At 51.3% G+C, this 26,864-nt stretch carries 6 protein-coding genes; all 6 read right to left on the reverse strand.

The features are described 5' to 3' along the window. Positions 1–11: 11 nt before the first annotated feature. The 6 genes from MHN33_RS04855 to MHN33_RS04880 all read right to left on the reverse strand — a co-directional run bounded on the left by MHN33_RS04855 (position 12) and on the right by MHN33_RS04880 (position 26,863). On the reverse strand, positions 12–338 hold the full coding sequence (locus MHN33_RS04855; protein ID WP_239396472.1) for a hypothetical protein: 327 nt from the start codon (positions 336–338) through the stop codon (positions 12–14). Positions 339–493: 155 nt separating this feature from the next. Continuing rightward, on the reverse strand, positions 494–2,164 hold the full coding sequence (locus MHN33_RS04860; RefSeq protein WP_239396494.1) for an O-antigen ligase family protein: 1,671 nt from the start codon (positions 2,162–2,164) through the stop codon (positions 494–496). Positions 2,165–2,437: 273 nt separating this feature from the next. Then, a complete protein-coding gene (locus MHN33_RS04865) occupies positions 2,438–24,055 on the reverse strand; it encodes an Ig-like domain-containing protein (protein WP_239396505.1) in 21,618 nt (7,205 codons plus the stop codon). Between the two features lie 271 nt (positions 24,056–24,326). After that, the gene (locus tag MHN33_RS04870) at positions 24,327–24,944 is read right to left on the reverse strand and encodes a tail fiber protein (protein WP_239396516.1); all 618 of its coding nucleotides are present in this window, start codon (positions 24,942–24,944) and stop codon (positions 24,327–24,329) included. 240 nt (positions 24,945–25,184) lie between these two features. Further along, positions 25,185–25,685, reverse strand: coding sequence for a hypothetical protein (locus MHN33_RS04875; RefSeq protein WP_239396519.1), 501 nt, complete (start codon positions 25,683–25,685; stop codon positions 25,185–25,187). Positions 25,686–25,915: 230 nt separating this feature from the next. Next, positions 25,916–26,863, reverse strand: a complete 948-nt coding sequence (locus MHN33_RS04880; RefSeq protein WP_239396521.1) for a formyltransferase family protein — start codon at positions 26,861–26,863, stop codon at positions 25,916–25,918. Position 26,864 lies beyond the last annotated feature (1 nt).

The following is a 26,864-nucleotide window of genomic DNA, read 5'->3' on the forward strand; positions in this document are numbered from 1 at the left end:
CCCTTATAAAGTTAGTCTAGAGCGGTTTGAGCATTGTCTAATTGGAAGTTGTTGGAACTTGCTTTCTGCGTCACGATGACCGTCGAGGCTTTTAGATCGTGACGTCCAGAAGAAGTGCTTTGTATTACGGGCTGAGCTTGTGTCGCTTGGGACACAGTATGTATTGCTTTACCGGGGGTAGGATCCGGTTTGGGCTCTGGCTTAGGTGTGACAGGCTGGTCAGTACTGGTATTATTTTCACCGGCTTGTGTTTTATCTTCACTGCCTCCTGAGCCACATGCTGAAAGCGACGCTGCCATAACAATCGCAAACATCCATGAAGGTATATCCTTAGTCATTTTCTTCTTCCTGAATTATGTATTATTATTGATATTGGAACTATTGCAGGTCCAAATAGCAAAGCAAGTCTATCAAGTCCTATTATTCCAAACAACATTTTTTTCTTTTTTTACAAAAACTTAATGGGAACATTCCTTCCCAATCCGGCCTACTATTAAAGCGCAGACTGCTGTTCCAGTTTCTTTTGAGCTACGACCTTTATCTCCTGAGCACGAATTTGCTCAGGATAGAATGCTAAAAGGTCATCCAGCTTACGCACCGCGCCTGCATAGTCCTGGTTTTGCACCATCAGTTCGGCTGCCGCAAGAAGCCCGCTTGTATGGTATGGATACAATGATAAAAAGCGTTCAAGTGCCTGCAATGCTTGCTCGTTATCTTTGTGCAAATGCCGCTGAAGTATGTAGTAGTCAAACAATGCTTTGCTGTCGTAAGGGTTTAGTGCGAGGCTACGTTGTATATATAACTGATTGCCAGATATATATCCGATGTGGGCATAGTAACTAGCCAAATGGTTCGATGCAAAAAAGCCCGTATATGAAGCGATAAATAAAGGTAAATATTTAAACCTGATACGCTGTTTTACTGGTGTATCTTCTCCGGCTAATTCCTTATTTCTGTATAATACAAACGAAAACAAAAGTGTCGCAAAAAATAGACTTCCGGGAGTCAAAAAAAGTGCAGTAAACATTGAGTGGAACAAAGCAGAAATCACAGCAACCAGTAACCATCGATCAGTCTGATTTCCTTTGTAAGCATTCACCATTGATTTAAATAGTATCAAGGCAAGTATCGCAGCAAAAATTAGCCCTCCAGGCCAACCCGTTTCACTGAAAAACTTCAGTACTATGTTGTGTGGCGTTTTTAGAACTAAGTCTTCTCCCACCATGGGAGAGACAGCATCGGTCCCAAGCTTTGCATATTTAGGATGAATATACTCAAAATTATTGACGCCAACACCCAGTGGTTTATCAAGGATCATATCAATCGTATTGACAAATAGCTCCCCTCGTCCAGTTTCCAGGTTTTTTATGCTCTCAATCTTGTGACTCAGCCTTCCACCTAAATAACTATCTACCTGGCTGTATGCAATGCTGCCAGCAAGCAAACTGGCTGTGATAGTAAGGTAGGTAAATGCCCGGCGTTTGAGTTTACCCAAAATAAGCAAAAACAACACCGTCTCGCCCAGCAATAAACCTAATATCGTACCGCGTGTACCCGCTTCCAATAACGCACAAATACAAATAATAAACGAGATGAAACCACAAACAGACCGAGCGTTTAGCCTACCCTGATACAAGATAGCAGCAACGAGCACAGGCAACCAAATATTTAAAACCTGCCCTAGATTATTGATAAACCCAAATGAAGAAAATGCTGTTGCGTGAATCACATCGTAATCATTTACCCGAGATTCAATGTAAATTAACGAAAAAACTGCGGAAGAAAAGATAACGCTATCGAACAATAGCTTGACACCACTCTTTTGCCATACGCACTTTAGCAGAATGTATGAGGCTAATACACACCCCGTAAAGCGGAGAATAAGCACCGTTCCTTCATAATGGTTGACCGCATGCAGCAATGAAGCAAACATCAGGAGCAATAATCCAATACACAGGCTACCTAGTGGGGTAATGTCAATATCGACCTTTTGAATAACAGCATAAGCCAGCAATATACCAACAAAGACATCAAATACAATCCACTTAGGGACATCAAACTGATTATAAAAAACATCCCAGGAAACTGACGATATCAACATTGAGATTAGAATAATTAAGGCGCTAACCCAGCGGACGTTGAGGCACATTCCATTACTTCGCAAAATTACACTCCATTTCTACAGTCGACCAAGTCAAGATCGCATTGGTTGTATAGGATATCTGTAGATTATACCGGTACTTATCGAAGGGGACTCTAACACAGTAGCAAGTTGAAATGTATATCTATGAACTACCGAATGTAAAATTCATGGTTCGATTAAGGCGCACAAAGCACAAGCCGGGGGCTAATAGCAAGCCTTGTTCTTACTTTGCTTTATAAAAGTGAGATACCGGGGTTGGACTGACAGGCCAACCCCGGTCGAGTCGACGCAGGATCAGAACCTCAGGCTGATCCCGGCAGATATTTCATTAATGGTATTTTCACTGACGTTATAGTAGCTGTAATTCACGTTAATTGTGGTATTTTCCAGAACATCATACCCCAGTGTTATCCCACCATAGGCACTGGTCCCCTCTTTTTCATACTGCAATAAATGCTTGTTATCCCGTGTACTGTCAATTTGATATTTCCAATCAAAAGCTCCCAGGAACAAGGCAGCACTAAAGCGTTCATAACGTAACAGCTCATAACCGGTTTGCAATGCAAAGCCCTCTGGTAATACTGGAGTCGCTCGTGCAACCAACTCATGTATTGTTTCTGGCGTCAGAGACTGACCAGTTAACGCAAGACGTCCCTGGCCCAAATCAATATAACGAAGCCCAACTTCCCACTTTGGCATAAGCTCATAATAAGCGCCAACCGACCAGGACTCACTGCTGTCATCAACCGACCCAACGGTCAATCCGCCAACGGAAGCCGGAGCCTGATAATCAGCTTCAGCCTGACCGACTGTTGCCTCGACGCGCCATTGCTCTGCCAATACCGGATTTACCAACAAGCAACTCGTGCTTAGCAGCGTATATGCTGGCAACTTACTTCTATTACGACGACGTAAAATTAATGCCGACATCATTATCACTAATAATCCTCCCAGACCACCCGAAGATGTATTTTCAACGCCCACAGTTTGATAAGCAGAAACCGTTACTTTGACGATACCCTTGCTGAGCGCGCCTTTGCTGTCTCTCACCTGATACACAATGACATCTTCCCCAGAGAAACCCACTTTCGGCTCATAGGTCAGCGTGCCATCTATGTTCACCGTTGCTTTGCCATGTGTTGCCACCGCACTGATAAGGAACAGTTCGTCTCCATCCGCATCGGTATCGTTTGCAAGTACATCCAACACCAGGCTTGTTCTATCATCCGTTGAAGCCACATCCAGCGTTGCGGTTGGCGCTTTGTTAACGGTCAGGTTGACAATAGCCTGACTGTTAGACGTCCCTCCTTCACCATCTGAAATACTATACTGGATGGTTGCAACACCCACGAAAGTAGCAGGTGGGGTATAAATCAGCTTATTGTCCACAATACGCACTGAACCAAAATCAACGGTAGCACCGGTAATCGTCAAGGCATTGCCATCTGCATCGGTATCGTTTTCCAACACATCTATGGTAATCTGCTGGCCCGCCGCAATGGTAACTTCATCTGCCACAGCAATGGGTAAAGTGTTACTGGTTCTTGGAACCGCAATACCACCCGGGTCCACCACGCTGCGGTTGGCAATGCCATCGTCATCATTAGGACCTCCATCTACAATTTGTAGCTGAACACACCAGTCGCCTTCGCTCACTCCATCAGTCCACTCATTACTACCTGGAGGCGGGCAGTAACCAGGTTCTCCTGTCGCTGACAATATCGCGTTGCCATCTGCGACCACAAAGTCGACCCACTCATCATTTTTAAGTTTACGGTAGACCGCATTTGCTGGAATGGGCCTGCGCTGAGGTATAACTATGGTGTACGTATCGCCTGCCTGTGGCAGCCCTGTGGCAATAAAGTCAAACAACCCACCGATGTTGATAGCATCTCCATCTCCCGGCAACTCATCTTCAAGTAGCTGAACACCACCGGTGGAATTCTGTGCCACGGTGGCACCTTTACGCAAACAGACACCCGGTTCACCTTCAACCAGGAATTGAGCTGACTCAGCAGCTTGCTCCTGCATCACGTTACATTCAGTGATGGCGTCCTGGAAGTCAGGTATACCATCATCATCGGAGTCAGCATAGCCTTCTTCGTCATCAGGAATTAAATCACCGTCGGTATCCACCTGCGTCAGAGTCTGTAGCTCAGCAACCACCTCCAGATAGATATCTCTTCTGGAAGACAGACTGGGCTGAGCATCATCTGTCGCTGTCACAGTCAACTGATAAATTCCCTCAGTGAGTTCTGAGGTACTAAATACAAAGGTATTTTCGTCTGTACTCTGATTAGTCAACGCATTATCAACAGAATTCCAGCTTAACGTCACGTTATCCTGAGGGTTTGCATCCCTAGCGGTTGCGGTCACAGTGACCAGCTCATCATTGATAGTCAGAAGCGAGCGCGTTTCACCGGCTTGTGTCACTTTGACAGAGACTTTAGGCGCTACATTTTCTTCAACAATAGTCACTGTGGTGGACGATTTGGCACCTCGATTCAGAGAATCTGCCAACGTGATCACAATGTTCTCGTTACCTTCTATGACGCCATCGCCAAACACGTTAAAGTTAATCTGGGCAGACGTACCTGACTCAATCACCACCTGACCGTCAATTAAATCATGATCTGCGGTATCGGCAGTGCCCGAAACAGTATAAGGAATGGTCACCGGATAGCTTGGTGCCGGACCATTGAGGAATACACTAACTGTGTGGCTCTGCTCCTCAGCCACTTCACTGTTTTTCTCCAATGAGATAAGCGGATTCACAAACACATTTTGTGTTGCAATAGATTGTAATCCCTGACTATCTGTTGCCTGCCAATATACAAAGTGCGTTCCAGGTGCAAACAGGGTTCTACCATCAACAAGGGATACGGCGATGGTATTACCACTGCCATCCACTGCCGTTGCAGTACCCAGTGCCACTTTGGTAAACAAGCCCGTTGCATTGGCTGTTACATCAGCTGGGGCAGTGATAACAGGGAGCGTATTCGCTGGCGCCGAGTTAATTTGCAGCTGAGCTGTGGCCTTACTACGTGCTTTTTGGCTGTCTTCTATCAGGTAATCAATGACAATTAAACCTTGGGTATCCGCCTGAGCTACGTAAGACACTGTATCATTTACAATTGAAGCTGTGCCCACCGAGGCCTTGGCACCAACAATCCTCAGCACATCTCCCGCATCAGCGTCAGTGTCATTGGCCAGGACATCTAGAATGTAGGTATTGTTTGCCTGCGGTTCAAAAACAAAACTGTCATTAACTGCAAGAGGTAAATCATTAACCGAATTGATGGTGATCTTCACTTCGCCTGCCGTCGAGTCCAGAGTGCCATCATTAGCAATGTAGCTGAAACTATCCAGACCATTAAAGTTGCCAAACGGCGTATAAGTGAAGGTATTACCCTGCAACACCAGCAAACCGTTCACTGGCTGACGCTCAATGGATACTGTAACGCTATCGCCATCTTCATCCGATGCATCAGCCACAAAGCTGGTTGTACCATCCTCGTTAACCACCACGTCCATATTATTAGCAACTGGCTGGTTGTTTACAAACTGCACCTCTATATCAAACGCATCCAGGGAGGTCTGTGCAGTGCCGTCAGTTACGCTGATCACAATATTGCTATAAACGCCCTCGTCATCCCTGCCCGGCGTGCCCGAAAGCGTGCCCGTTGCGGTATCAAACTGTGCCCACACAGGCAGGTTAGCGACAGCAAATGTTAAAGCATCTCCATCTGCATCAGAGGCCTGCGGGGTAAAGCTGTATGCAGTGTTGTGGACTACGGAGGTATCAGGCGTTCCGGAAATCGCTGGCGCATCATTCACTGCATTGACCGTTAACGATACTGTCGCTGTGTTTGAGTCAAGCGCCCCGTCATTTGCCATAAAGCTGAAACTATCCGAACCATTAAAGTCTGTATTCGGTGTATACAACCAGGTCGTATCAGACTGCTGCTGCAATGTTCCAGACGACACGCCTGACACTATACTGTATGTCAGCGGATCCGCATCCGGGTCGGTACCGTCCAAAGTGATGAGCAAAGTATCATCTTCATTTAAGGACAGTGCTTGCCCCTCAACGACCGGTGCATCATTTATTGGTGTTACACTTAGTGACACCGTTGCCTCGTTCGATACCGCTCCGGCCTGGTCCTTGACTGTATAAGTGAAGCTGTCGTTGCCGAAGTAGTTCGTGTTCGCAGTGTAGATAATGGTGCCCTGTGCCGTCACCGTAGTCTGGCCGTTCTGAGCCTCACTCACAACGGTAACACTGCTCAAGTCGAAGCTATCCCCTTCATCCACATCAAAGTCATTACCTAAAACATTGACTTCAAACGAGCCTTCTTCTTGTAGCTCCACGCTATTGTTGACTGCTACGGGTGCGTCATTCACCGGTGTTAAGGTGACTGTGACTGTTGCAGGTAATGAAGCAAGCCCTTCACTGTCCGTTAGTGTATAGGTAAAGCTGAAGGTGCCCGTTTCATCTTGTTTGGGCGTAATCTCCAGTGTGCCATCGGCCAGAATAGTCACATCTGCTTTAGCATAGCTACCCGCGCCGTTGCCTTGATCTTCCAGCGTGACATTGGCACCATTAAAGTCCTGATCTTCTACATCCGAATCATTAGCCAGGATAGCCAGAACAACCGTGACATCTTCGTCCGTGGTTACCGTATCGTCACCAACCACTGGTCGGTCATTGATAGCACCAATGTTGACTGTAATGTTGGCAGATGCCGAGGCCTGTCCGTCACTGTCCGTAATCGTGTACGTAAAGGTCTCTTCACCAACTTCATTAGTGTTTGGTGTATACACTAAAGTACCAGCTTCCTGGTCCAGTGAGACCACGCCAAGACTTGGTGTGCTAGTCAGTGTCATCACTCCCGTTGGTACGCCATCTTCGATGTCGGTCGCTGCTGCACGCACAGCCAATGCCGCTGATGGGGTGTCTTCATCTGTGCTGATCGTTAAGTTTGCAGCAACAGGAGCATCATTCACTGGCGTGATTGTCACTACAACCGTTGCCTGCTCAGACGTATTGAGCGCGGTATCTGCTACCGTATAAGTAAAGCTATCCTGGCCATTCTCGTTAGTCGCAGGTGTATAAGTTGCGATGCCATTAACAATGGACACTGACCCTTTGGTCGGCGCAGTCACAACCACAGCCGAAGCCGCGTTCATATTGCCTTCTGGATCACTGTCATTGTCCAGCAGGGCTATTTGTACCGAAGTATCTTCGTTGGTTGTTGCACTGTCATCTACCGCTGTCGGCGCATCCTCAACCGGGTTAATTGTTAACGAAACCGTATGGGTAGCAGAGGCGGCATTTTGTGAATCGGTTACCTGGAAGGTAAAGCTGTCGCTGGTGCTTTCCGAGCCATCATGCTGATAGTTAAAGCTGCCATCAGCGTTTAAGGTCAGCACACCATGCTGCGGCTGCGAAAGCGCACTGACTGACAGGCTGTCGCCGCTATCTAAGTCATCGTCATTGGCGTTGCTCAGTAAACCTAGCATCGTAGTCACGGTCAACAGCTGCCCTTCATCAAGGCCAAAGTTATAGTCTTGAGCTGTTGGCGCATCATTGGTATTAATTACTTCAATATCAAAGGCACTTAGTGACTGCTGTGCTGTACCGTCTGAAACCGTAATTACGATCTGCGTGTCGGTGCCCACGTCTACGTCGGTTGGCGTACCTGAAAGCGTTCCTGTGGTGGTATCGAAGCTAGCCCAGCCAGGTTGATTACTGATGGAGAAGACCAGCACATCGCCCACATCGACATCTGTCACTGTAGGTGTGAAACTATAGCTGGCGTCTTCATTCACACTGGTCGCCGGTGTGCCGCTAATTTCCGGTGCATCATTAGTATTAACAACCGTGAGTGAGAACGCCGGCAACGATGTAGAAACCGTGCCATCACTGACTGAAATCACAATATCACTGGTGGTACCCACGTCACCGTTGGTAGGTGTACCTGATAGCGTCCCAGTCAGAGCATCGAAGCTTGCCCACGCTGGCTGATTCACAATACTAAAGGATAAGTTGTCTCCATCTACATCCGATGCAACAGGCGTGAAGGTGTAATCCGTGTCTTCGTTCACCGATGTTTCTGGCGTACCGGATATCACCGGTGCGTCATTTACATTTACAACCGTAATTGTAAAGGCGTCAAGGCTCACAGTGACGGTACCATCGGTTACGCTGATGACAATACCCTGATAATTACCCACGTCACTATTCACAGGTGTGCCGGTTATCGCTCCTGTTGAGGTAGAGAAGCTTGCCCAAGATGGCAGGTTCGTTACACTGAAAGTTAATGTGTCATTGCTATCAACATCCGACGCCGTTGGAACAAAGCTGTAGCCGGAGTCTTCATTAACACTGGCCGCTGGCGTCCCGGATATAACGGGCGCATCGTTGGTATTCGTGACGGTTAACGAGAATGCCGCCAGTGAGACTGTTTCTGTGCCGTCACTTACGCTGATAACAATATCCGAAGTTGTACCCACATTGTCATTCGTCGGAGTACCTGAGATCGTGCCTGTTTGTGTATCAAAGCTCGCCCAGGCAGGCTGATTCGCAATACTAAAGACCAGGCTATCACCCACATCCACGTCATCCGCTGTCGGCGTAAAGGTGTATACAGCATCTTCACTGACACTGGTCGCTGGCGTACCTGAAATTGTGGGTGCATCGTTGGTATTTACCACTGTGACGTTGAAGGCCGTCATACTCACGGTTTCCGTGCCGTCCGTTACACTGATCACAATTCCCTGATAAGTCCCAACATCATCATTGGTTGGCGTACCTGTTACTAAGCCTATTGCTGTATCAAAACTGGCCCATGACGGTAAGTTCTGAATACTGAACGTAAGCGTGTCGGCGTCCGCATCACTTGCGGATGGTACAAAGCTGTATGTGCTGTCTTCATCAACCTCAGTTGCAGGTGTCCCTGAGAGTACAGGCGCATCATTCACTGGTGTGACCGTCATAGTGACTGTCGCCTCGTTCGAAACTGCACCTGCGGCATCAGCTACTGTATATGTGAAGGTATCTTCTCCCGAGAAGTCGGTATCAGGGGTGTAGATAATCGCCCCTGCCGTAGTGACCTGCGTTTGACCACTGCTTGGCGCCTGCACCACAGTAACACTGGATGCATCAAAGCTATCGTTCTCATCAACGTCGGTGTCATTGCCCAACACGTTGACTTCGTATGAGCCTTCTTCCATTAACTGTGCCACGTTATCGACCGCAACAGGTGCGTCATTCACAGGTGCCAGGGTGACTGTCACTGTTGCTGCATCTGAACTAAGTCCTTCACTGTCGGTAAGCGTGTATGTGAAACTAAAGGTGCCCGTTTCATCTTGCTTTGGAGAGATTTGCAATGATCCGTCTGTAAGAATGCTCACATCTGCCTTAGCATAGCTGCCCGCACCACTACCCTGATCTTCCAGGGTAACGTTGGCTCCATTGAAGCCCTGATCCTCTACATCCGAGTCGTTGCTTAGTATGTCAAGCGTCACACTAACATCTTCATCGGTGGTCACACTGTCATCTGCTACAACCGGACGGTCATTAACTGCACCTATGTTCACAGTGACAGAACCGGACTCTGAGGTACTGCCTTCGCTGTCAGTGATGGTGTAAGTGAAAGTATCCTGACCCGTTTCATTTGCATTCGGTGTGTACACCAAAGTGCCCGCATCCTGGTCAATAGCGACATTGCCTTTTGAAGGTTGTGTAGCCAGTGCAATATCGCCTGAAGGCATTCCGTCCTCAATATCGCTGGCACTGGCACGCACGGCGATGGCGTCACTTGCATTGTCTTCATCTATTGAAACAATGAAGTTTTCTACGGTCGGCTGATCATTGACTGGCGTAATCGTCACTGTGACGGTTGCTTCGGCGGATGTATTGAGTGCCGCATCTTTAACCGTATAAGTGAATGTATCCTGTCCCGTTTCATTGGCATTTGGCGTGTAAGTTACTACGCCATTAGCTATAGTCACCGATCCTTTGCCAGGCTGTGTCACAATAGCAGCAGAAGCCTCTACCAGATCATTTTCCGGATCGCTGTCATTGGTTAACAGATCGAAAATAACAGCTTCATCTTCGTTGGTCGTCGCCGAATCATCAACCACAGTTGGCGCATCTGCCACCGGTGTAATAGTCAACGTGACCGTTTGGGTAGCAGATGTTGCATTGTTACTGTCAATCACCTGATAAGTAAAACTATCGCTGTGGTTTTCGCTGCCATCATGCTGATAGCTAAAGCTGCCATCTGCGTTCAGTGACAACTGACCATATTGCGGTTGACTTATTGCACTCACCGTTAATGTGTCACCACTGTCCATGTCATCGTCTGTGGCTGTGCTCAATAAACCGAGAGTCGCCGTTACTGTCAGCGTGGCCTCTTCGTCTAATGTGAAGGTAAAGTCCTGTCCAACCGGTGCATCATTGGTGTTTGCCACTTCAATACTGAATGCTGTCAGCGTCGCCTGATCAGTGCCATCCGATACTGAGATTTGAATATCTGCATGGGTGCCAACATCATCATCCGTCGGCGTTCCTGTGAGAGCGCCCGTCGTGGTGCTGAACTCAGCCCAATCTGGCTTATTCACAATGCTAAAGGTGTGTGTGTCTCCGTCGTCCGAATCAGTTAGGGTTGGTGTAAAGCTATAAGCCTCATCTTCGTTTACTGAGGTCGCAGGCGTGCCAGACAGTACAGGTGTAACATTATACTGCTTAGTCACTGTGGCAGTTACGCCCTCAGCGGCATTACCTGCCTCATCGGACACAGTCACCGTCAATGTCAAAGTGCCCTCATCAAGGGTACTTACATCCACACCTGTTAATTGCTGGCTGCTTGCTGTGATTGTTGTAGCACTGTTGCTGGACACAGTATTCGTGCCATCGCTAACTTGGTAAGTAAATGAACCTGCCCCTTCCAGGCCAGATAAGGTAAAGCTAAGCGCCGACTCATTGTCCAGGTTGATCAGAGTCTGATCAATTGCAACTGATTGGCCTGATGGCGCAACAGTATCAAGCGTAATACTCTGAGAGGCGGCGCTGGAGGTATTGCCAGCCGTATCGGCCTGTGTCGCCGACACGGTGAGTGTGCCATTGTTCAGGCCACTGACATCCAGCTCACTGCCGCTCAGCGTCCAGTTACCGGAGTTATCAGCGGTCACCGTGCGGCTCACTGAGCTGTTGTTGTCCGTGATGGTCACGGTCACACTGTTACCCGCTTCCGCACCCGAACCGGCGATCAGCACATCATTGTCTTCTGCGGCATTGACAATGCCGTCAGTTTCAATCGGTGTGGTGATGGTCAGCGCGGAAGGCGCGGCATTATCCAGGGTAATACTTTGCGTCGCGGTCGTAGAGGTATTGCCTGCCGTATCGGCCTGTGTCGCCGACACGGTGAGTGTGCCATTGTTCAGGCCGCTGACATCCAGCTCACTGCCGCTCAGCGTCCAGTTTCCAGAATTGTCGGCGGTCACCGTGCGACTCACCGAGCTGTTGTTGTCCGTGATGGTCACGGTCACACTGTTGCCTGCTTCCGCACCGGAGCCGGCAATTAAGACATCATTGTCTTCTGCGGCATTAACAATGCCGTCAGTTTCAATCGGCGTGGTGATGGTCAGCGCGGAGGGTGCCGCATTATCCAGGGTAATACTCTGGGTGGCTGCGGTTGAGGTATTGCCTGCGGTATCGGCCTGTGTGGCGGAGACCGTCAAAGTGCCGTTATTCAGGCCGCTGACATCCAGCTCACTGCCGCTCAGCGTCCAGTTACCGGAGTTATCGGCGGTCACCGTACGACTTACCGAGCTGTTGTTGTCCGTGATGGTCACGGTCACACTGTTGCCTGCTTCCGCGCCCGAACCGGCGATCAGCACATCATTGTCCTCTGCGGCATTCACGAGCCCATCGGTTTCAATCGGCGTGGTGATGGTCAGCGCGGAAGGCGCCGCGTTATCCAGAGTGATGCTTTGCGTCGCGGCCGTAGAGGTATTGCCCGCCGTATCGGCCTGTGTCGCCGACACGGTGAGTGTGCCATTGTTCAGGCCGCTGACATCCAGTTCGCTGCCGCTCAGCGTCCAGTTACCGGAGTTATCAGCGGTCACCGTACGACTCACAGAGCTGTTGTTGTCCGTGATGGTCACGGTCACACTGTTACCCGCTTCCGCACCCGAGCCCGCGATCAGTACATCATTGTCCTCTGCCGCATTCACGAGCCCATCGGTTTCAATGGGCGTGGTGATGGTCAGCGCGGAAGGCGCGGCATTATCCAGGGTAATACTCTGGGTGGCTGCGGTTGAGGTATTGCCTGCCGTATCCGCTTGTGTCGCGGAGACCGTCAAAGTGCCGTTATTCAGGCCGCTGACATCCAGCTCACTGCCGCTCAGTGTCCAGTTACCGGAATTATCGGCGGTCACCGTGCGACTCACCGAGCTGTTATTATCCGTGATGGTCACGGTCACACTGTTGCCTGCTTCCGCGCCGGAGCCGGCAATTAAGACATCATTGTCTTCTGCGGCATTAACAATGCCGTCAGTTTCAATCGGCGTGGTGATGGTCAGCGCGGAGGGTGCCGCATTATCCAGGGTAATACTCTGGGTGGCCGCGGTTGAGGTATTGCCTGCCGTATCCGCTTGTGTGGCCGACACGGTGAGTGTGCCATTGTTCAGGCCACTGACATCCAGCTCACTGCCGCTCAGCGTCCAGTTACCGGAATTATCGGCGGTCACAGTACGGCTCACCGAGCTGTTGTTGTCCGTGATGGTCACAGTCACACTATTGCCCGCTTCCGCGCCGGAGCCGGCAATTAAGACATCATTGTCTTCTGCGGCATTAACAATGCCGTCAGTTTCAATCGGCGTGGTGATGGTCAGCGCGGAGGGTGCCGCATTATCCAGGGTAATACTCTGGGTGGCCGCGGTTGAGGTATTGCCTGCCGTATCCGCTTGTGTGGCCGACACGGTGAGTGTGCCATTGTTCAGGCCACTGACATCCAGCTCACTGCCGCTCAGCGTCCAGTTACCGGAATTATCGGCGGTCACAGTACGGCTCACCGAGCTGTTGTTGTCCGTGATGGTCACAGTCACACTATTGCCTGCTTCCGCACCGGAGCCGGCAATTAAGACATCATTGTCTTCTGCGGCATTAACAATGCCGTCAGTTTCAATCGGCGTGGTGATGGTCACGGCGGAGGGTGCCGCGTTATCCAGGGTAATACTTTGCGTCGCGGCCGTAGAGGTATTGCCTGCGGTATCGGCCTGTGTGGCGGAGACCGTCAAAGTGCCATTGTTCAGGCCGCTGACATCCAGCTCACTGCCGCTCAGCGTCCAGCTACCGGAATTGTCGGCGGTCACCGTACGGCTCACCGAGCTGTTGTTGTCCGTGATGGTCACGGTCACACTGTTGCCCGCTTCCGCACCCGAGCCCGCGATCAGTACATCATTGTCCTCTGCGGCATTAACAATGCCGTCAGTTTCAATCGGCGTGGTGATGGTCAGCGCGGAAGGCGCGGCGTTATCCAGGGTAATACTTTGCGTCGCGGCCGTAGAGGTATTGCCCGCCGTATCCGCCTGTGTCGCCGACACGGTGAGTGTGCCATTGTTCAGACCACTGACATCCAGCTCACTGCCGCTCAGCGTCCAGTTACCGGAATTATCGGCGGTCACCGTGCGACTCACCGAGCTGTTGTTGTCCGTGATGGTCACAGTCACACTGTTGCCTGCTTCCGCACCGGAGCCGGCAATTAAGACATCATTGTCTTCTGCGGCATTAACAATGCCGTCAGTTTCAATCGGCGTGGTGATGGTCAGCGCGGAAGGCGCGGCATTATCCAGGGTAATACTTTGCGTCGCGGTCGTAGAGGTATTGCCCGCCGTATCGGCCTGTGTGGCGGAGACCGTCAAAGTGCCGTTATTCAGGCCACTGACATCCAGCTCACTGCCGCTCAGTGTCCAGTTACCGGAATTGTCGGCGGTCACCGTGCGACTCACCGAGCTGTTATTATCCGTGATGGTCACAGTCACACTGTTGCCTGCTTCCGCACCGGAGCCGGCAATTAAGACATCATTGTCTTCTGCGGCATTAACAATGCCGTCAGTTTCAATCGGCGTGGTGATGGTCACGGCGGAGGGTGCCGCGTTATCCAGGGTAATACTCTGGGTGACTGCGGTTGAGGTATTGCCTGCGGTATCGGCCTGTGTGGCGGAGACCGTCAAAGTGCCGTTATTCAGGCCGCTGACATCCAGTTCGCTGCCGCTCAGCGTCCAGTTACCGGAGTTATCAGCGGTTACCGTACGACTCACCGAGCTGTTATTGTCCGTGATGGTCACGGTCACACTGTTGCCCGCTTCCGCACCCGAGCCGGCAATCAAGACGTCATTGTCTTCTGCGGCATTCACGAGCCCATCGGTTTCAATGGGCGTGGTGATGGTCAGCGCGGAAGGCGCGGCGTTATCCAGGGTAATACTTTGCGTCGCGGCCGTAGAGGTATTGCCCGCCGTATCCGCCTGTGTCGCCGACACGGTGAGTGTGCCATTGTTCAGGCCGCTGACATCCAGCTCACTGCCGCTCAGCGTCCAGTTACCGGAGTTATCGGCGGTCACCGTACGACTTACCGAGCTGTTGTTGTCCGTGATGGTCACGGTCACACTGTTGCCTGCTTCCGCGCCCGAACCGGCGATCAGCACATCATTGTCCTCTGCGGCATTAACAATACCGTCAGTTTCAATCGGCGTGGTGATGGTCAGCGCGGAGGGTGCCGCATTATCCAGGGTAATACTCTGGGTGGCTGCGGTTGAGGTATTGCCTGCGGTATCGGCCTGTGTGGCCGACACGGTGAGTGTGCCATTGTTCAGGCCGCTGACATCCAGCTCACTGCCGCTCAGCGTCCAGTTACCGGAGTTATCGGCGGTCACCGTGCGGCTCACCGAGCTGTTGTTGTCCGTGATGGTCACGGTCACACTGTTGCCTGCTTCCGCACCGGAGCCAGCGATCAGCACATCATTGTCCTCTGCCGCATTCACGAGCCCATCGGTTTCAATCGGCGTGGTGATGGTCACGGCGGAAGGCGCGGCGTTATCCAGGGTGATGCTTTGCGTCGCGGCCGTAGAGGTATTGCCCGCCGTATCGGCCTGTGTCGCCGACACGGTGAGTGTGCCGTTATTCAGGCCGCTGACATCCAGTTCACTGCCGCTCAGCGTCCAGTTACCGGAATTGTCGGCGGTCACCGTACGACTCACCGAACTATTGTTGTCCGTGATGGTCACGGTCACACTGTTGCCCGCTTCCGCACCCGAGCCGGCAATTAAGACGTCATTGTCTTCTGCGGCATTCACGAGCCCATCGGTTTCAATGGGCGTGGTGATGGTCAGCGCGGAGGGTGCCGCGTTATCCAGGGTAATACTTTGCGTCGCGGCCGTAGAGGTATTGCCCGCCGTATCGGCCTGTGTGGCGGAGACCGTCAAAGTGCCGTTATTCAGGCCGCTGACATCCAGCTCACTGCCGCTCAGTGTCCAGTTACCGGAATTATCGGCGGTCACCGTGCGACTCACCGAGCTGTTATTATCCGTGATGGTCACGGTCACACTGTTGCCTGCTTCCGCGCCGGAGCCGGCAATTAAGACATCATTGTCTTCTGCGGCATTAACAATGCCGTCAGTTTCAATCGGCGTGGTGATGGTCAGCGCGGAGGGTGCCGCATTATCCAGGGTAATACTTTGCGTCGCGGCCGTAGAGGTATTGCCTGCGGTATCGGCCTGTGTGGCGGAGACCGTCAAAGTGCCGTTATTCAGGCCGCTGACATCCAGCTCACTGCCGCTCAGCGTCCAGTTACCGGAATTATCAGCGGTCACAGTACGGCTCACCGAGCTGTTGTTGTCCGTGATGGCCACGGTCACACTATTGCCTGCTTCCGCGCCCGAACCGGCGATCAGTACATCATTGTCTTCTGCGGCATTGACGAGTCCATCGGTTTCAATGGGCGTGGTGATGGTCACGGCGGAAGGGGCGGCGTTATCCAGGGTGATGCTCTGGGTGGCTGCGGTTGAGGTATTGCCCGCCGTATCGGCCTGTGTGGCGGAGACCGTCAAAGTGCCGTTATTCAGGCCACTGACATCCAGCTCACTGCCGCTCAGCGTCCAGTTACCGGAATTATCGGCGGTCACCGTGCGGCTCACCGAGCTGTTGTTGTCCGTGATGGTCACGGTCACACTGTTGCCCGCTTCCGCACCCGAGCCGGCGATCAGCACATCATTGTCCTCTGCGGCATTGACGAGCCCATCGGTTTCAATGGGCGTGGTGATGGTCAGCGCGGAAGGGGCCGCATTATCCAGGGTAATACTTTGCGTCGCGGCCGTAGAGGTATTGCCTGCGGTATCGGCCTGTGTGGCGGAGACCGTCAAAGTGCCGTTATTCAGGCCGCTGACATCCAGCTCACTGCCGCTCAGCGTCCAGTTACCGGAATTATCGGCGGTTACCGTACGGCTCACCGAGCTGTTATTGTCCGTGATGGTCACGGTCACACTGTTGCCCGCTTCCGCACCCGAGCCGGCAATTAAGACGTCATTGTCTTCTGCGGCATTCACGAGCCCATCGGTTTCAATGGGCGTGGTGATGGTCAGCGCGGAGGGCGCCGCGTTATCCAGGGTGATGCTTTGCGTCGCAGCGGTTGAGGTATTGCCCGCCGTATCGGCCTGTGTGGCGGAGACCGTCAAAGTACCGTTATTCAGGCCACTGACATCCAGTTCGCTGCCGCTCAGTGTCCAGTTACCGGAGTTATCAGCGGTCACCGTGCGACTCACCGAGCTGTTATTGTCCGTGATGGTCACGGTCACACTGTTGCCCGCTTCCGCGCCCGAACCGGCGATCAGTACATCATTGTCTTCTGCGGCATTCACGAGCCCATCGGTTTCAATGGGCGTGGTGATGGTCAGCGCGGAAGGCGCGGCATTATCCAGGGTAATACTCTGGGTGGCTGCGGTTGAGGTATTGCCTGCGGTATCGGCCTGTGTGGCGGAGACCGTCAAAGTGCCGTTATTCAGGCCGCTGACATCCAGCTCACTGCCGCTCAGCGTCCAGTTACCGGAATTGTCGGCGGTCACCGTGCGGCTCACCGAGCTGTTATTGTCCGTGATGGTCACGGTCACACTGTTGCCTGCTTCCGCGCCCGAACCGGCGATCAGCACATCATTGTCCTCTGCGGCATTCACGAGCCCATCGGTTTCAATCGGCGTGGTGATGGTCAGCGCGGAAGGCGCCGCGTTATCCAGAGTGATGCTTTGCGTCGCGGCCGTAGAGGTATTGCCTGCGGTATCGGCCTGTGTCGCCGACACGGTGAGTGTGCCGTTATTCAGGCCGCTGACATCCAGCTCACTGCCGCTCAGCGTCCAGTTACCGGAATTGTCGGCGGTCACCGTACGACTTACCGAGCTGTTGTTGTCCGTGATGGTCACGGTCACACTGTTGCCTGCTTCCGCACCCGAGCCCGCGATCAGTACATCATTGTCCTCTGCGGCATTCACGAGCCCATCGGTTTCAATCGGCGTGGTGATGGTCACGGCGGAGGGTGCCGCGTTATCCAGGGTAATACTTTGCGTCGCGGCCGTAGAGGTATTGCCCGCCGTATCCGCCTGTGTCGCCGACACGGTGAGTGTGCCATTGTTCAGACCACTGACATCCAGCTCACTGCCGCTCAGCGTCCAGTTACCGGAATTATCGGCGGTCACCGTGCGGCTCACTGAGCTGTTGTTGTCCGTGATGGTCACGGTCACACTATTGCCCGCTTCCGCACCCGAGCCCGCGATCAGTACATCATTGTCCTCTGCCGCATTCACGAGCCCATCGGTTTCAATGGGCGTGGTGATGGTCAGCGCGGAAGGCGCGGCGTTATCCAGAGTGATGCTTTGCGTCGCGGCCGTAGAGGTATTGCCCGCCGTATCGGCCTGTGTGGCGGAGACCGTCAAAGTGCCGTTATTCAGGCCACTGACATCCAGCTCACTGCCGCTCAGCGTCCAGTTACCGGAATTGTCGGCGGTCACCGTGCGACTCACCGAACTGTTATTATCCGTGATGGTCACAGTCACACTGTTGCCTGCTTCCGCACCGGAGCCGGCAATTAAGACATCATTGTCTTCTGCGGCATTAACAATGCCGTCAGTTTCAATCGGCGTGGTGATGGTCACGGCGGAGGGTGCCGCGTTATCCAGGGTAATACTCTGGGTGGCTGCGGTTGAGGTATTGCCCGCCGTATCGGCCTGTGTGGCGGAGACCGTCAAAGTACCGTTATTCAGGCCACTGACATCCAGTTCGCTGCCGCTCAGTGTCCAGTTACCGGAGTTATCAGCGGTCACCGTGCGACTCACCGAGCTGTTATTGTCCGTGATGGTCACGGTCACACTGTTGCCCGCTTCCGCGCCCGAACCCGCGATCAGCACATCATTGTCTTCTGCGGCATTGACAAGTCCATCGGTTTCAATCGGCGTGGTGATGGTCAGCGCGGAGGGCGCCGCGTTATCCAGGGTGATGCTTTGCGTCGCAGCGCTTGAAGTGTTCCCCGCGGTATCAGTTTGAGTCGCCGAGACCGTCAGGGTACCATTGTTCAGGCCACTGACATCCAGCTCACTGCCGCTCAGTGTCCAGTTACCAGATCCGTCGGCGGTCACCGTACGGCTCACCGAGCTGTTGTTGTCCGTGATGGTCACGGTCACACTGTTACCTGACTCTGCACCCGAGCCAGCAATTAAGACGTCATTGTCTTCTGCCGCATTAACGATGCCATCGACTTCGATAGGCGTGGTAATGCTGACAGCACCCACGCTGGTATCCACTGTTACTGACAGACCTGAGCCATCAGCAGTGTTTCCTGCTGTGTCAGTTGAGCGTGCTGTCATCGTGTGCGTGCCTGCTGTTAAAGCAGACGTTGTGATTGTCCATGTACCATTTGTTGCAGTGCCAGTACCTACAGTACCATCAATGCTTGAAATCAGCGTAATGTCACCACCATTAGGACCTGAACCGGTAAACGTGGCTGTGGTATCGTTGGTGACATTGTCCGTATTGGATGTACCAGTGTCACTACTGGCATCCAGGTCGGGTGTGCCCGGTGCTGAAGGCGCGGTTGTGTCTATCGTGACGCTTAAACTGCTAGATGCCGAACTTTCGTTACTATTTGCATCCGTTGCTTTCGCAGTGATCGCATGTGTAACACCGGCAGTCAGGGCACTCGTGGTAATTTGCCAATTGCCACCGGTTGCTGTGCCGGTGCCTATCACGCTTGTACCGCCACCCTCTTGATCACTATACAGTCTAACCGTTGAACCGCTTTCAGCGGTGCCACTGAAGGTCGGGGTTGTGTCGTTAGTGTTGTTGTCACTGTCTGACGAGCCAGTATCTGAGCTGGCATCGAGATCCGGAGTAGATGGTGCGTTTGGTGCCACATCATCATTCACAGTAATCGTAAACGCTTCCTGGAAAGTCGTTGTAGAATCACTGGTTTGTACGCAAACAACATAGCTTCCAGCCGATAATGCAGCTTGTGTTTCGAGATTAGACCCATTGATCTGGAAACTACCGTTGTTGGTATCTGCGCTACAAGTGCCATTGGCACTGGTTCCACTGCTAACGATAGAATAGGTGTGGCTATCGCTGGTATCGGGATCTGTCGTACTCAAAGTGCCTATATTGGCACCTGCGCCGGTCGCTGACTGATTGATTGATGTCGTGTCCAGGCTAATGTCAGTTGGCGCATCATTTTGCGCAGTAATGGTAACGGTTGCCTGATTGGTGCCTGTGCTATTTGCTGTACCATCATTAAAGGTATAGTCGAGCGTTACAGACGAAGGAGGCGCTTCTGAGCTATTCTGATAAGTAATATTTTGCAACACAGAATCAACGATTGCAGATGTCGCGCTGGTATTGAACGTCAGCACTAAAGTGCCTGATGAATTAGTAGTAACTGTACCAACCGTCGTTGAATTATAGGTAAAAGTACTGCTCTCGGTGAGGGTGCCCAACAGACCATTGTTAGCAAAGACATCCTGCGAGCTGGCACCACCGTTACGAGCAATGGTCAGCGTAGCGTTGTTGTAGTTACCTGCGCCGCTGTCGAGTGCATCCAGTTCAGTATCCGCAATCAATACGTCTGAATCTATGACAACAGCCGAGCCATTTTCAATGAATGTTTGTCCACCATTGAGATTGCTAAATACTGGCACATCGTTTGGCGTAATAAAGGTGATATCGGTATTGGCACCATTATCTGCCACGGTAAAATCAAGCGAATTAGCTGGCGCATTTGACAAACTGATTGCAACTTCAATCGCACTGAAGTCAGTTGCATCAGTATCTACCTGAAGTGTACTCGTACCATTGAAGCGCACATTACTGGTTGTCAGTCCGGTGACACTATTTATGGTAATGATGTCACCCACACTCAAATCGGTGATGGTGTCACCATTTAGATCAGATGCGTCGCCGACGAAATTATCGTTGCCCGCATTGCCCGTCATTGAGTCTGTGCCACCACCCGGACGAATGGTATCGGTACCACTACCACCAGTGATCGTGTCATTACCGTCAAAGTCAGTGGCGGTCATATTAATGGTATCACCGCTGAGAGCGCTAGCATTCAGTGAAATCCCACCGGTGACCGCAAAACCACTGGCATTAGAAACTGTGACAGAGTTGCCATTGGAATCAAAGTTATCTGTCAGCGTAATGGTAAAGATGTTATTGGTACCAATCGCCAGATTTTCTATTTCGGAGACGCTGGTATTGCTAAAGTTAAACGTGCCCCCGTCCATGAGTTTTAGGGTTTCAGAACCTGCGGCGCCGGTAATCGCCGTAGTGAAGTTGTTTACCACATTGGCAGCATCAATCGCCACCGTTGCGCCACTGGCCAGTGACAAGGTGCCAATATTGGTAAAACCCCCACCACTGACATCAGCGCCATCGGATGCACTCACGGTATCGCCTGTAGTCGGGTCGCCCACCAACGAACCATTAAAGGCGCTGCCAGCAATATCAAACGTAATGGCATCATTAGACACGGTCGCGTCTATCGTGGCAGACGCATTGGTGACTGTGATAGTCCGGGTATTGGTACTGTCATCATTAACTGAGTAGGTTTCTATGCCTGTGAGCGTTGTAAAATCACCATCACCGCTGATGGTAATGGTCTCAGAGCCTGCCGCAGTGACAGTACCTGTAAACGTGGCATTTTGCGCCGGCGTCATCGTGACCGATGCACCACTGGCCAAGGTCAGATTAACGATATTTGCAAGCGTACCGCCCGAAATATTGGCGCCTGAAGACATAGACAATGTATCTGCTGTCGTGCCATCCCCCGTCAACGTACCTGTATAGGTAAGTGTACCAATATCAAAAGTCACGGCATCTGTAGATGACGAAGCAGTCACCGATGTACCGGCAGCAGCCACAGTTACCGTTCTGCTGTTGGTCGATGAATCTCCAACTGAAAAGCTTTCCACATTTGAAAGCGTGGTAAAATTACCATCACCTGAAATATTGATGGTTTCGGTGCCAGCTGCGGTGATTGTACCACCGAACAACGTGGGCTGTGAGGCCGTCATCGACACGCTTGCCCCACTGGCCAGCGTCAAGTTTTCAAAGTTAGACACCGTCGCGCCAGCAATGCTTGCCCCTGAACTCATTGATAAAGTGTCAGTACCACCTGCCGCATTCAGAGTGCCAGTTGCAGTTAATGTACCAATATCTACAGTGTCGTTGCCGCTGCTACCTGTAACACTTTGCCCCGCTGAGCTAAGCGTAATACTATTTGCTGCTCCCAAAACATAGGCTTCGATGGCGCTTGCAGCTGTTAAACCGTTGGTTGCTGCAGAGATAGTTATACTCTCCGTCGCACTGCCGTTAATCGTGCTAAAGGCATCATGCTGTGCCTCTGTCATTGTTACAGATGCATTCGCGTCTACAGTCAGGGTTTCAAAGCCGCTCACCGTGGCACCCGCGATACTGGCCCCATTGCTCAATTGTAATATATCGGTACCGTCGCTACCGGCCAACGTGCCAGTTGCGGTTACTGAGCCGGTCACAACTGTGTCACCCGAGCTGCTGCCTGTCACGTTTTGCGCAGCACCACCCAGCGTAAAGGTAAAGCCGGCACCCAATACATAGGTTTCAATGTCAGCATCACCGCTAATAATCGCATCACCATCAGCACTGCTGAGTGTAAATTGGTTGGTCCCGGCGCCATTTATCGTGGTAAATGACTCATGCTGAGTTTCGGTGAGTGTAACGGAAGCCCCGCTATCTGGTGTTAGCGTTTCAAAGCCACTTAAAGAGGTTAAGTTTGCCAGGTTAGTACTGGTAGGGACAGAAAGAATATCGGTGCCTGTACCACCGCTTGCGGTAGAGCCTGTCGTATGGCTGGCATTGGCGATCGTCAGGGTTTCATCCCCTCCTGCAAAGGTGATGGCTGGTGAGAGGTTGGTGCCACTGCTAGTGTCAAACCCAGCGGCACTGGAGCTGGCAGCAGTAATATCTGTCACACTGATGGTAGCAGTTCGGGTCGTACTGTTGGTCGACCCATCATTGATCACAACGGTCACAGTCCGCGCGGTTTCATCAGGCGTGCTAGATGTATTGTTGTATGTAATCGCCTGCAAGAACGTAGCGACTTCGGCGGCCGTTGCGGTTGCCCCCGTAATAGAAATCGTATCTTGGAGTGTAATGTCCGATGCCCCTGATACACCGGTCAGCGCGTTTTGCGCAGAGGCGCTCACATTCAGACCTTCAGATGCCCCATCCTGATCGTTGGTCAGTGTAATTGTTATGGTGTTTAGTGTATCACTGTCCGCTTCGGTTACTGACGCGCTACTGGCGATATTGACCGCCCCACTGCCTTCAGAAAAGCTCGCGGTGTTATCATTGCCACCTGTCCCCGAGTTCAAATCAACCTCAGGTGCGGTATTGGGCGTACTGAAATTAAACGTGGTATCGTCGCTGATCCCGGCAAAACTGTTGCCTGCACTGTCATCAACAGCGCTCGCATCGATGCGAATTGCATACGTGCGATTGCCTGAAAGGTCGTTAGTGGGATTAAGATACACTTTATCACTGGTAATACTCACCCTGCCGGCGCCCGGTGATGTTGTTGTGCCATCGCTTTCACTAGCAACATCAAACACTTCAAAATCACTGCTGTCGGTGACGTTGCGGATGGTGATATTGCCACTTCCCAGTGCAATGTCTTCATCGAAGTCAATGATTATATCGTTGCCCACCGACACACCGGTTGCATTGTCATTAGGTGTGGAGTTGCCCCCATCGAAGGTCGGCGCGGTTGTATCTGAGGCTGCGATAGTAAAGATGATATTGTCAATACCGACCCGGGAACCATCGGTAGGATGGTCATAGCTCATGACCACCGAGGTCACAGAGGTCCAGTCTGAAGGGGTTAGTGTTGCAATAAAATCACTTAAGTCTGCATGGTTTGAGACAATGCTAACTGCGGTGCCGCTGTCAGGAGTAAATACATAGGTGCCGGCGCTTTGGTTGGCAAACTCGCCAATATCAAACTGGGTAATGGCAATCGCCTTATCAAAGCTGATCGTCCAGGTTTCGCCATTGCTTGACGTTCCCGCATCCATAAAGCCCGATGAAACGGTAAGCGTATTGCCATTGGACTGGGTACCGGTGAGTGTCACTGTGTCTATGGTGGTCGTCAGCGTCGGGGTGTTGTTACCATCTACCACCAGGAAAGTAAACTTACTGCTTGAAGCTGAAGAGTCGGCACTGAACATGGCTGACATAAGCAATGCCAATTTCGACAAATTATGCAGTTTCCCTTGCTGAGACCCCCCCTTACCAAGCGGGCTAATTTGAGTAGACGATAGCGATTTAAAATGCATTGTTTTATCCTAACTTACAACTTGACCTCGCAGCTGTACCACCTAGCATTTGGAGCCCAAAAATTAATTGTTGCGCCCTGCACCACCATCCGCCTTTACTGCATGCAAGTGGTGGTGCTGGACATCAATACCGACAATTCATTCCTTGTACACTCAGGTCAAAGGCTGGCCAACCCCCGATTTTCCTGAAATCCCTCAGCTCAATCGGTTGAGCTGAGTTTGCTTTGGCGACCAGAAAACCTTCAGCCAGCCGCCACATACAACGCCATTATTAACTACGTGGCGGATAAATTCCCTGGAGCGCAATTAACCAGTTCATTGGCAGCACCGGGTTGATAATGTCCACCGGTTGATCACTACCTGTACTGCCAATTGTAACCACGCCGCTAACATCGCCTCCGCCAGTCACCGTCAGACCCTGTATTTCAGTGAGGTTGACGCCTCCAAGCCCTGGCGTAATATAGTTCTCGCTGGCAGTGCCTGCAGCCAGATAGGTACTGTTAGAAGGTACTTTGGTCGTTCCATCATTCGTAGCCACCTCTAGCTTACCTGTAACACTTGTGCCACCACCTGTTGGCGTAAACGTAGCTGTATGGCTATGCGCAGGTAACTGTGAGACCTTCAGGGTAACCCGCTCTTTCCCCATCATAAGCCCCTGCGGATACGTCAAGCCGCCGACCATAGTGCCTTGCCCCACCGGGCTACGGCCACGGAGATCGGGCACTCCAAAGGTTGTGCGCGAATCGCCACCATATAGTGAGCCAACCAGTGAAAAGAGTGCTGTATTTTGTGCAATTGCCTGAAGCTGTCCTAAGCACATTGCCCAATTTTCAACAGTGAACGTTCCGGCAAATGTGGAGAGAGAGCCAATATATGGATCAGTAGACATGTTAATTCCTCTTAATATGTAAACATACTTTTGTTAAGGTAATCGCCAACAGAGCTTTGTCTGGCTTTACCTTCGCATAGCGAAGTTTTATAAATAAAAACCCTCGCTGATATTAAACAACTCCAACTGCTATCTGGGCGTACGCAAGTTCGCATTAAACGGTTACAGAACCGCAATAACACACTTGCTAATACAACTCGTGACAATTGCATTTCCCACAAGTTGGATACGCCTTCAAGTCTATTGCTCTGTTTGATCGCTATTCGACACAGCTTCTACCACGCCTTCGGGGCCATGATCACAAAACACTGGTGGTATAAAAAACTCTGGTAAAGACACCTGACGTACTTCACCCGTCAGCACTTTATCTAGACACACAGTACCAATGTCATTAATGCTCAGCTCCAACGCAGCATCGTCATCGCCAGGGAAACGCCAATAAAGCTCGGTCGTTTTATATCTTAGCAATGCCATTTGCTCATACTGATCAAACTCATCCGGGGTATCACGAAAACGCTCATGAATGTTTTCAAGTCTTTGGTTCCCCATGAATTGAATCAATAAACTGTCCATCCCCGGAATGATCAGAATGCTATTTTCACCACTTGCTAAGGTGATCACTCCTTTTCCTTCCTTTTGAGCAATACGCTCACCTTGACCTTCTGGAAACGCACCACCATTGTACGGATGTACAGCTAGCTCATATCCGTAGCGGTTTGTCAGGTTGATCTTAATATTCATATCTATCTCGCTTCTGAGTTAAGTTCAGAGCAAAGTTAGACTGCAGGATTGATAAACATCGGTTACACAAATATGGCCATAAACCTCAAAGTGCCACACTGGATAAGCCACTATCGAGTCCTTCTCAACTAAGCTTCATCTACAAAATTTAGTACAAAGGTACCGCCTTTCAATATCAAAATTCAAAATATCCACACTTTATTCCAGTTCGTTATTTGAGGTTTAACACCTCACAACGACAGCCCGGGATCCAGCCCGAATAATACTGCAAATTTATATCCGTCAAATATCCCCTGAGGTGCTACAACTACATCCAGCCTGAGCGCACCATCCCGAGTTTTTACAACGAGCCCATCTCTGCGCCCCAACGACACCACGGTACCAGGTCGTATGCCAGCCATATCCTGTTCAACACGCGTTGCCTGCAAAAGCTGATACGCAGCCTCGCGCAGAACAAACCGTGCCCCGCCCAAATCAGCATTCGCAGCCCTTGCTAAATTAATGATCTCGGCACTGCTATGTCGTTGCCAGTCAACTAGCAGATCCTCCTGGCGTACTTGGCGGGCAAATTGCCGTGGCTCCTCGCTCGCTCCACCATCCTTCACCAAAACCTGCTCGCGCCACTGTAGTTCACCGCCCTGCTGTAAACTAAAAAATTGTGACAACAATTCAGGGATCGCCTGCGCTGTTTTTTGGTGCAGACACTGGTGGGTATCAAACGGATGAATTGGCACTTCCAGCTCAGCACCTATTTCACCACAGTCCAGATCGCTGGTGACCCGGTGAAGAGTCAGACAAACCTCAGATTCACCATTGCGCAATTGCCAGAATAATGGCATTGGCCCACGGTAATCGGGCAAAGCTCCAGGGTGAACATTGTATAAATTGCCAGCAAAAAACTGGATTAGACGCTGACGAATTTTATGTCTGAATAAATGTACTAACCCGCCATTTATCCCTAGCCTGTCGAGACTTGCTAACAGTTCGTCGTCTGACTCGTGTTGGTATTTTAGTACCTTCACTTGCTGGTGCCGCAAAAACTCCTCCAGCCGCACCAAATCGGGGTTCGGCTCTGCGTCCGGCAGCACCACACACGCCAGCAGATTCGCCTGGTGTAGATACTGAATTGCCCCCAATGTAAGGCAACTGCCACTGAATACCGCATATCTTGCACTCATA

This window comes from Pseudoalteromonas sp. OOF1S-7, assembly GCF_022347765.1.
GTDB lineage: Bacteria > Pseudomonadota > Gammaproteobacteria > Enterobacterales > Alteromonadaceae > Pseudoalteromonas.

Coding starts and splice junctions, on each gene's coding strand:
- MHN33_RS04865 (WP_239396505.1), bottom strand. CDS start 24,055: ATGCATTTTAAATCGCTATCGTCTACTCAAATTAGCCCGCTTGGTAAG.
- MHN33_RS04870 (WP_239396516.1), bottom strand. CDS start 24,944: ATGTCTACTGATCCATATATTGGCTCTCTCTCCACATTTGCCGGAACG.
- MHN33_RS04855 (WP_239396472.1), bottom strand. CDS start 338: ATGACTAAGGATATACCTTCATGGATGTTTGCGATTGTTATGGCAGCG.
- MHN33_RS04880 (WP_239396521.1), bottom strand. CDS start 26,863: ATGAGTGCAAGATATGCGGTATTCAGTGGCAGTTGCCTTACATTGGGG.
- MHN33_RS04875 (WP_239396519.1), bottom strand. CDS start 25,685: ATGAATATTAAGATCAACCTGACAAACCGCTACGGATATGAGCTAGCT.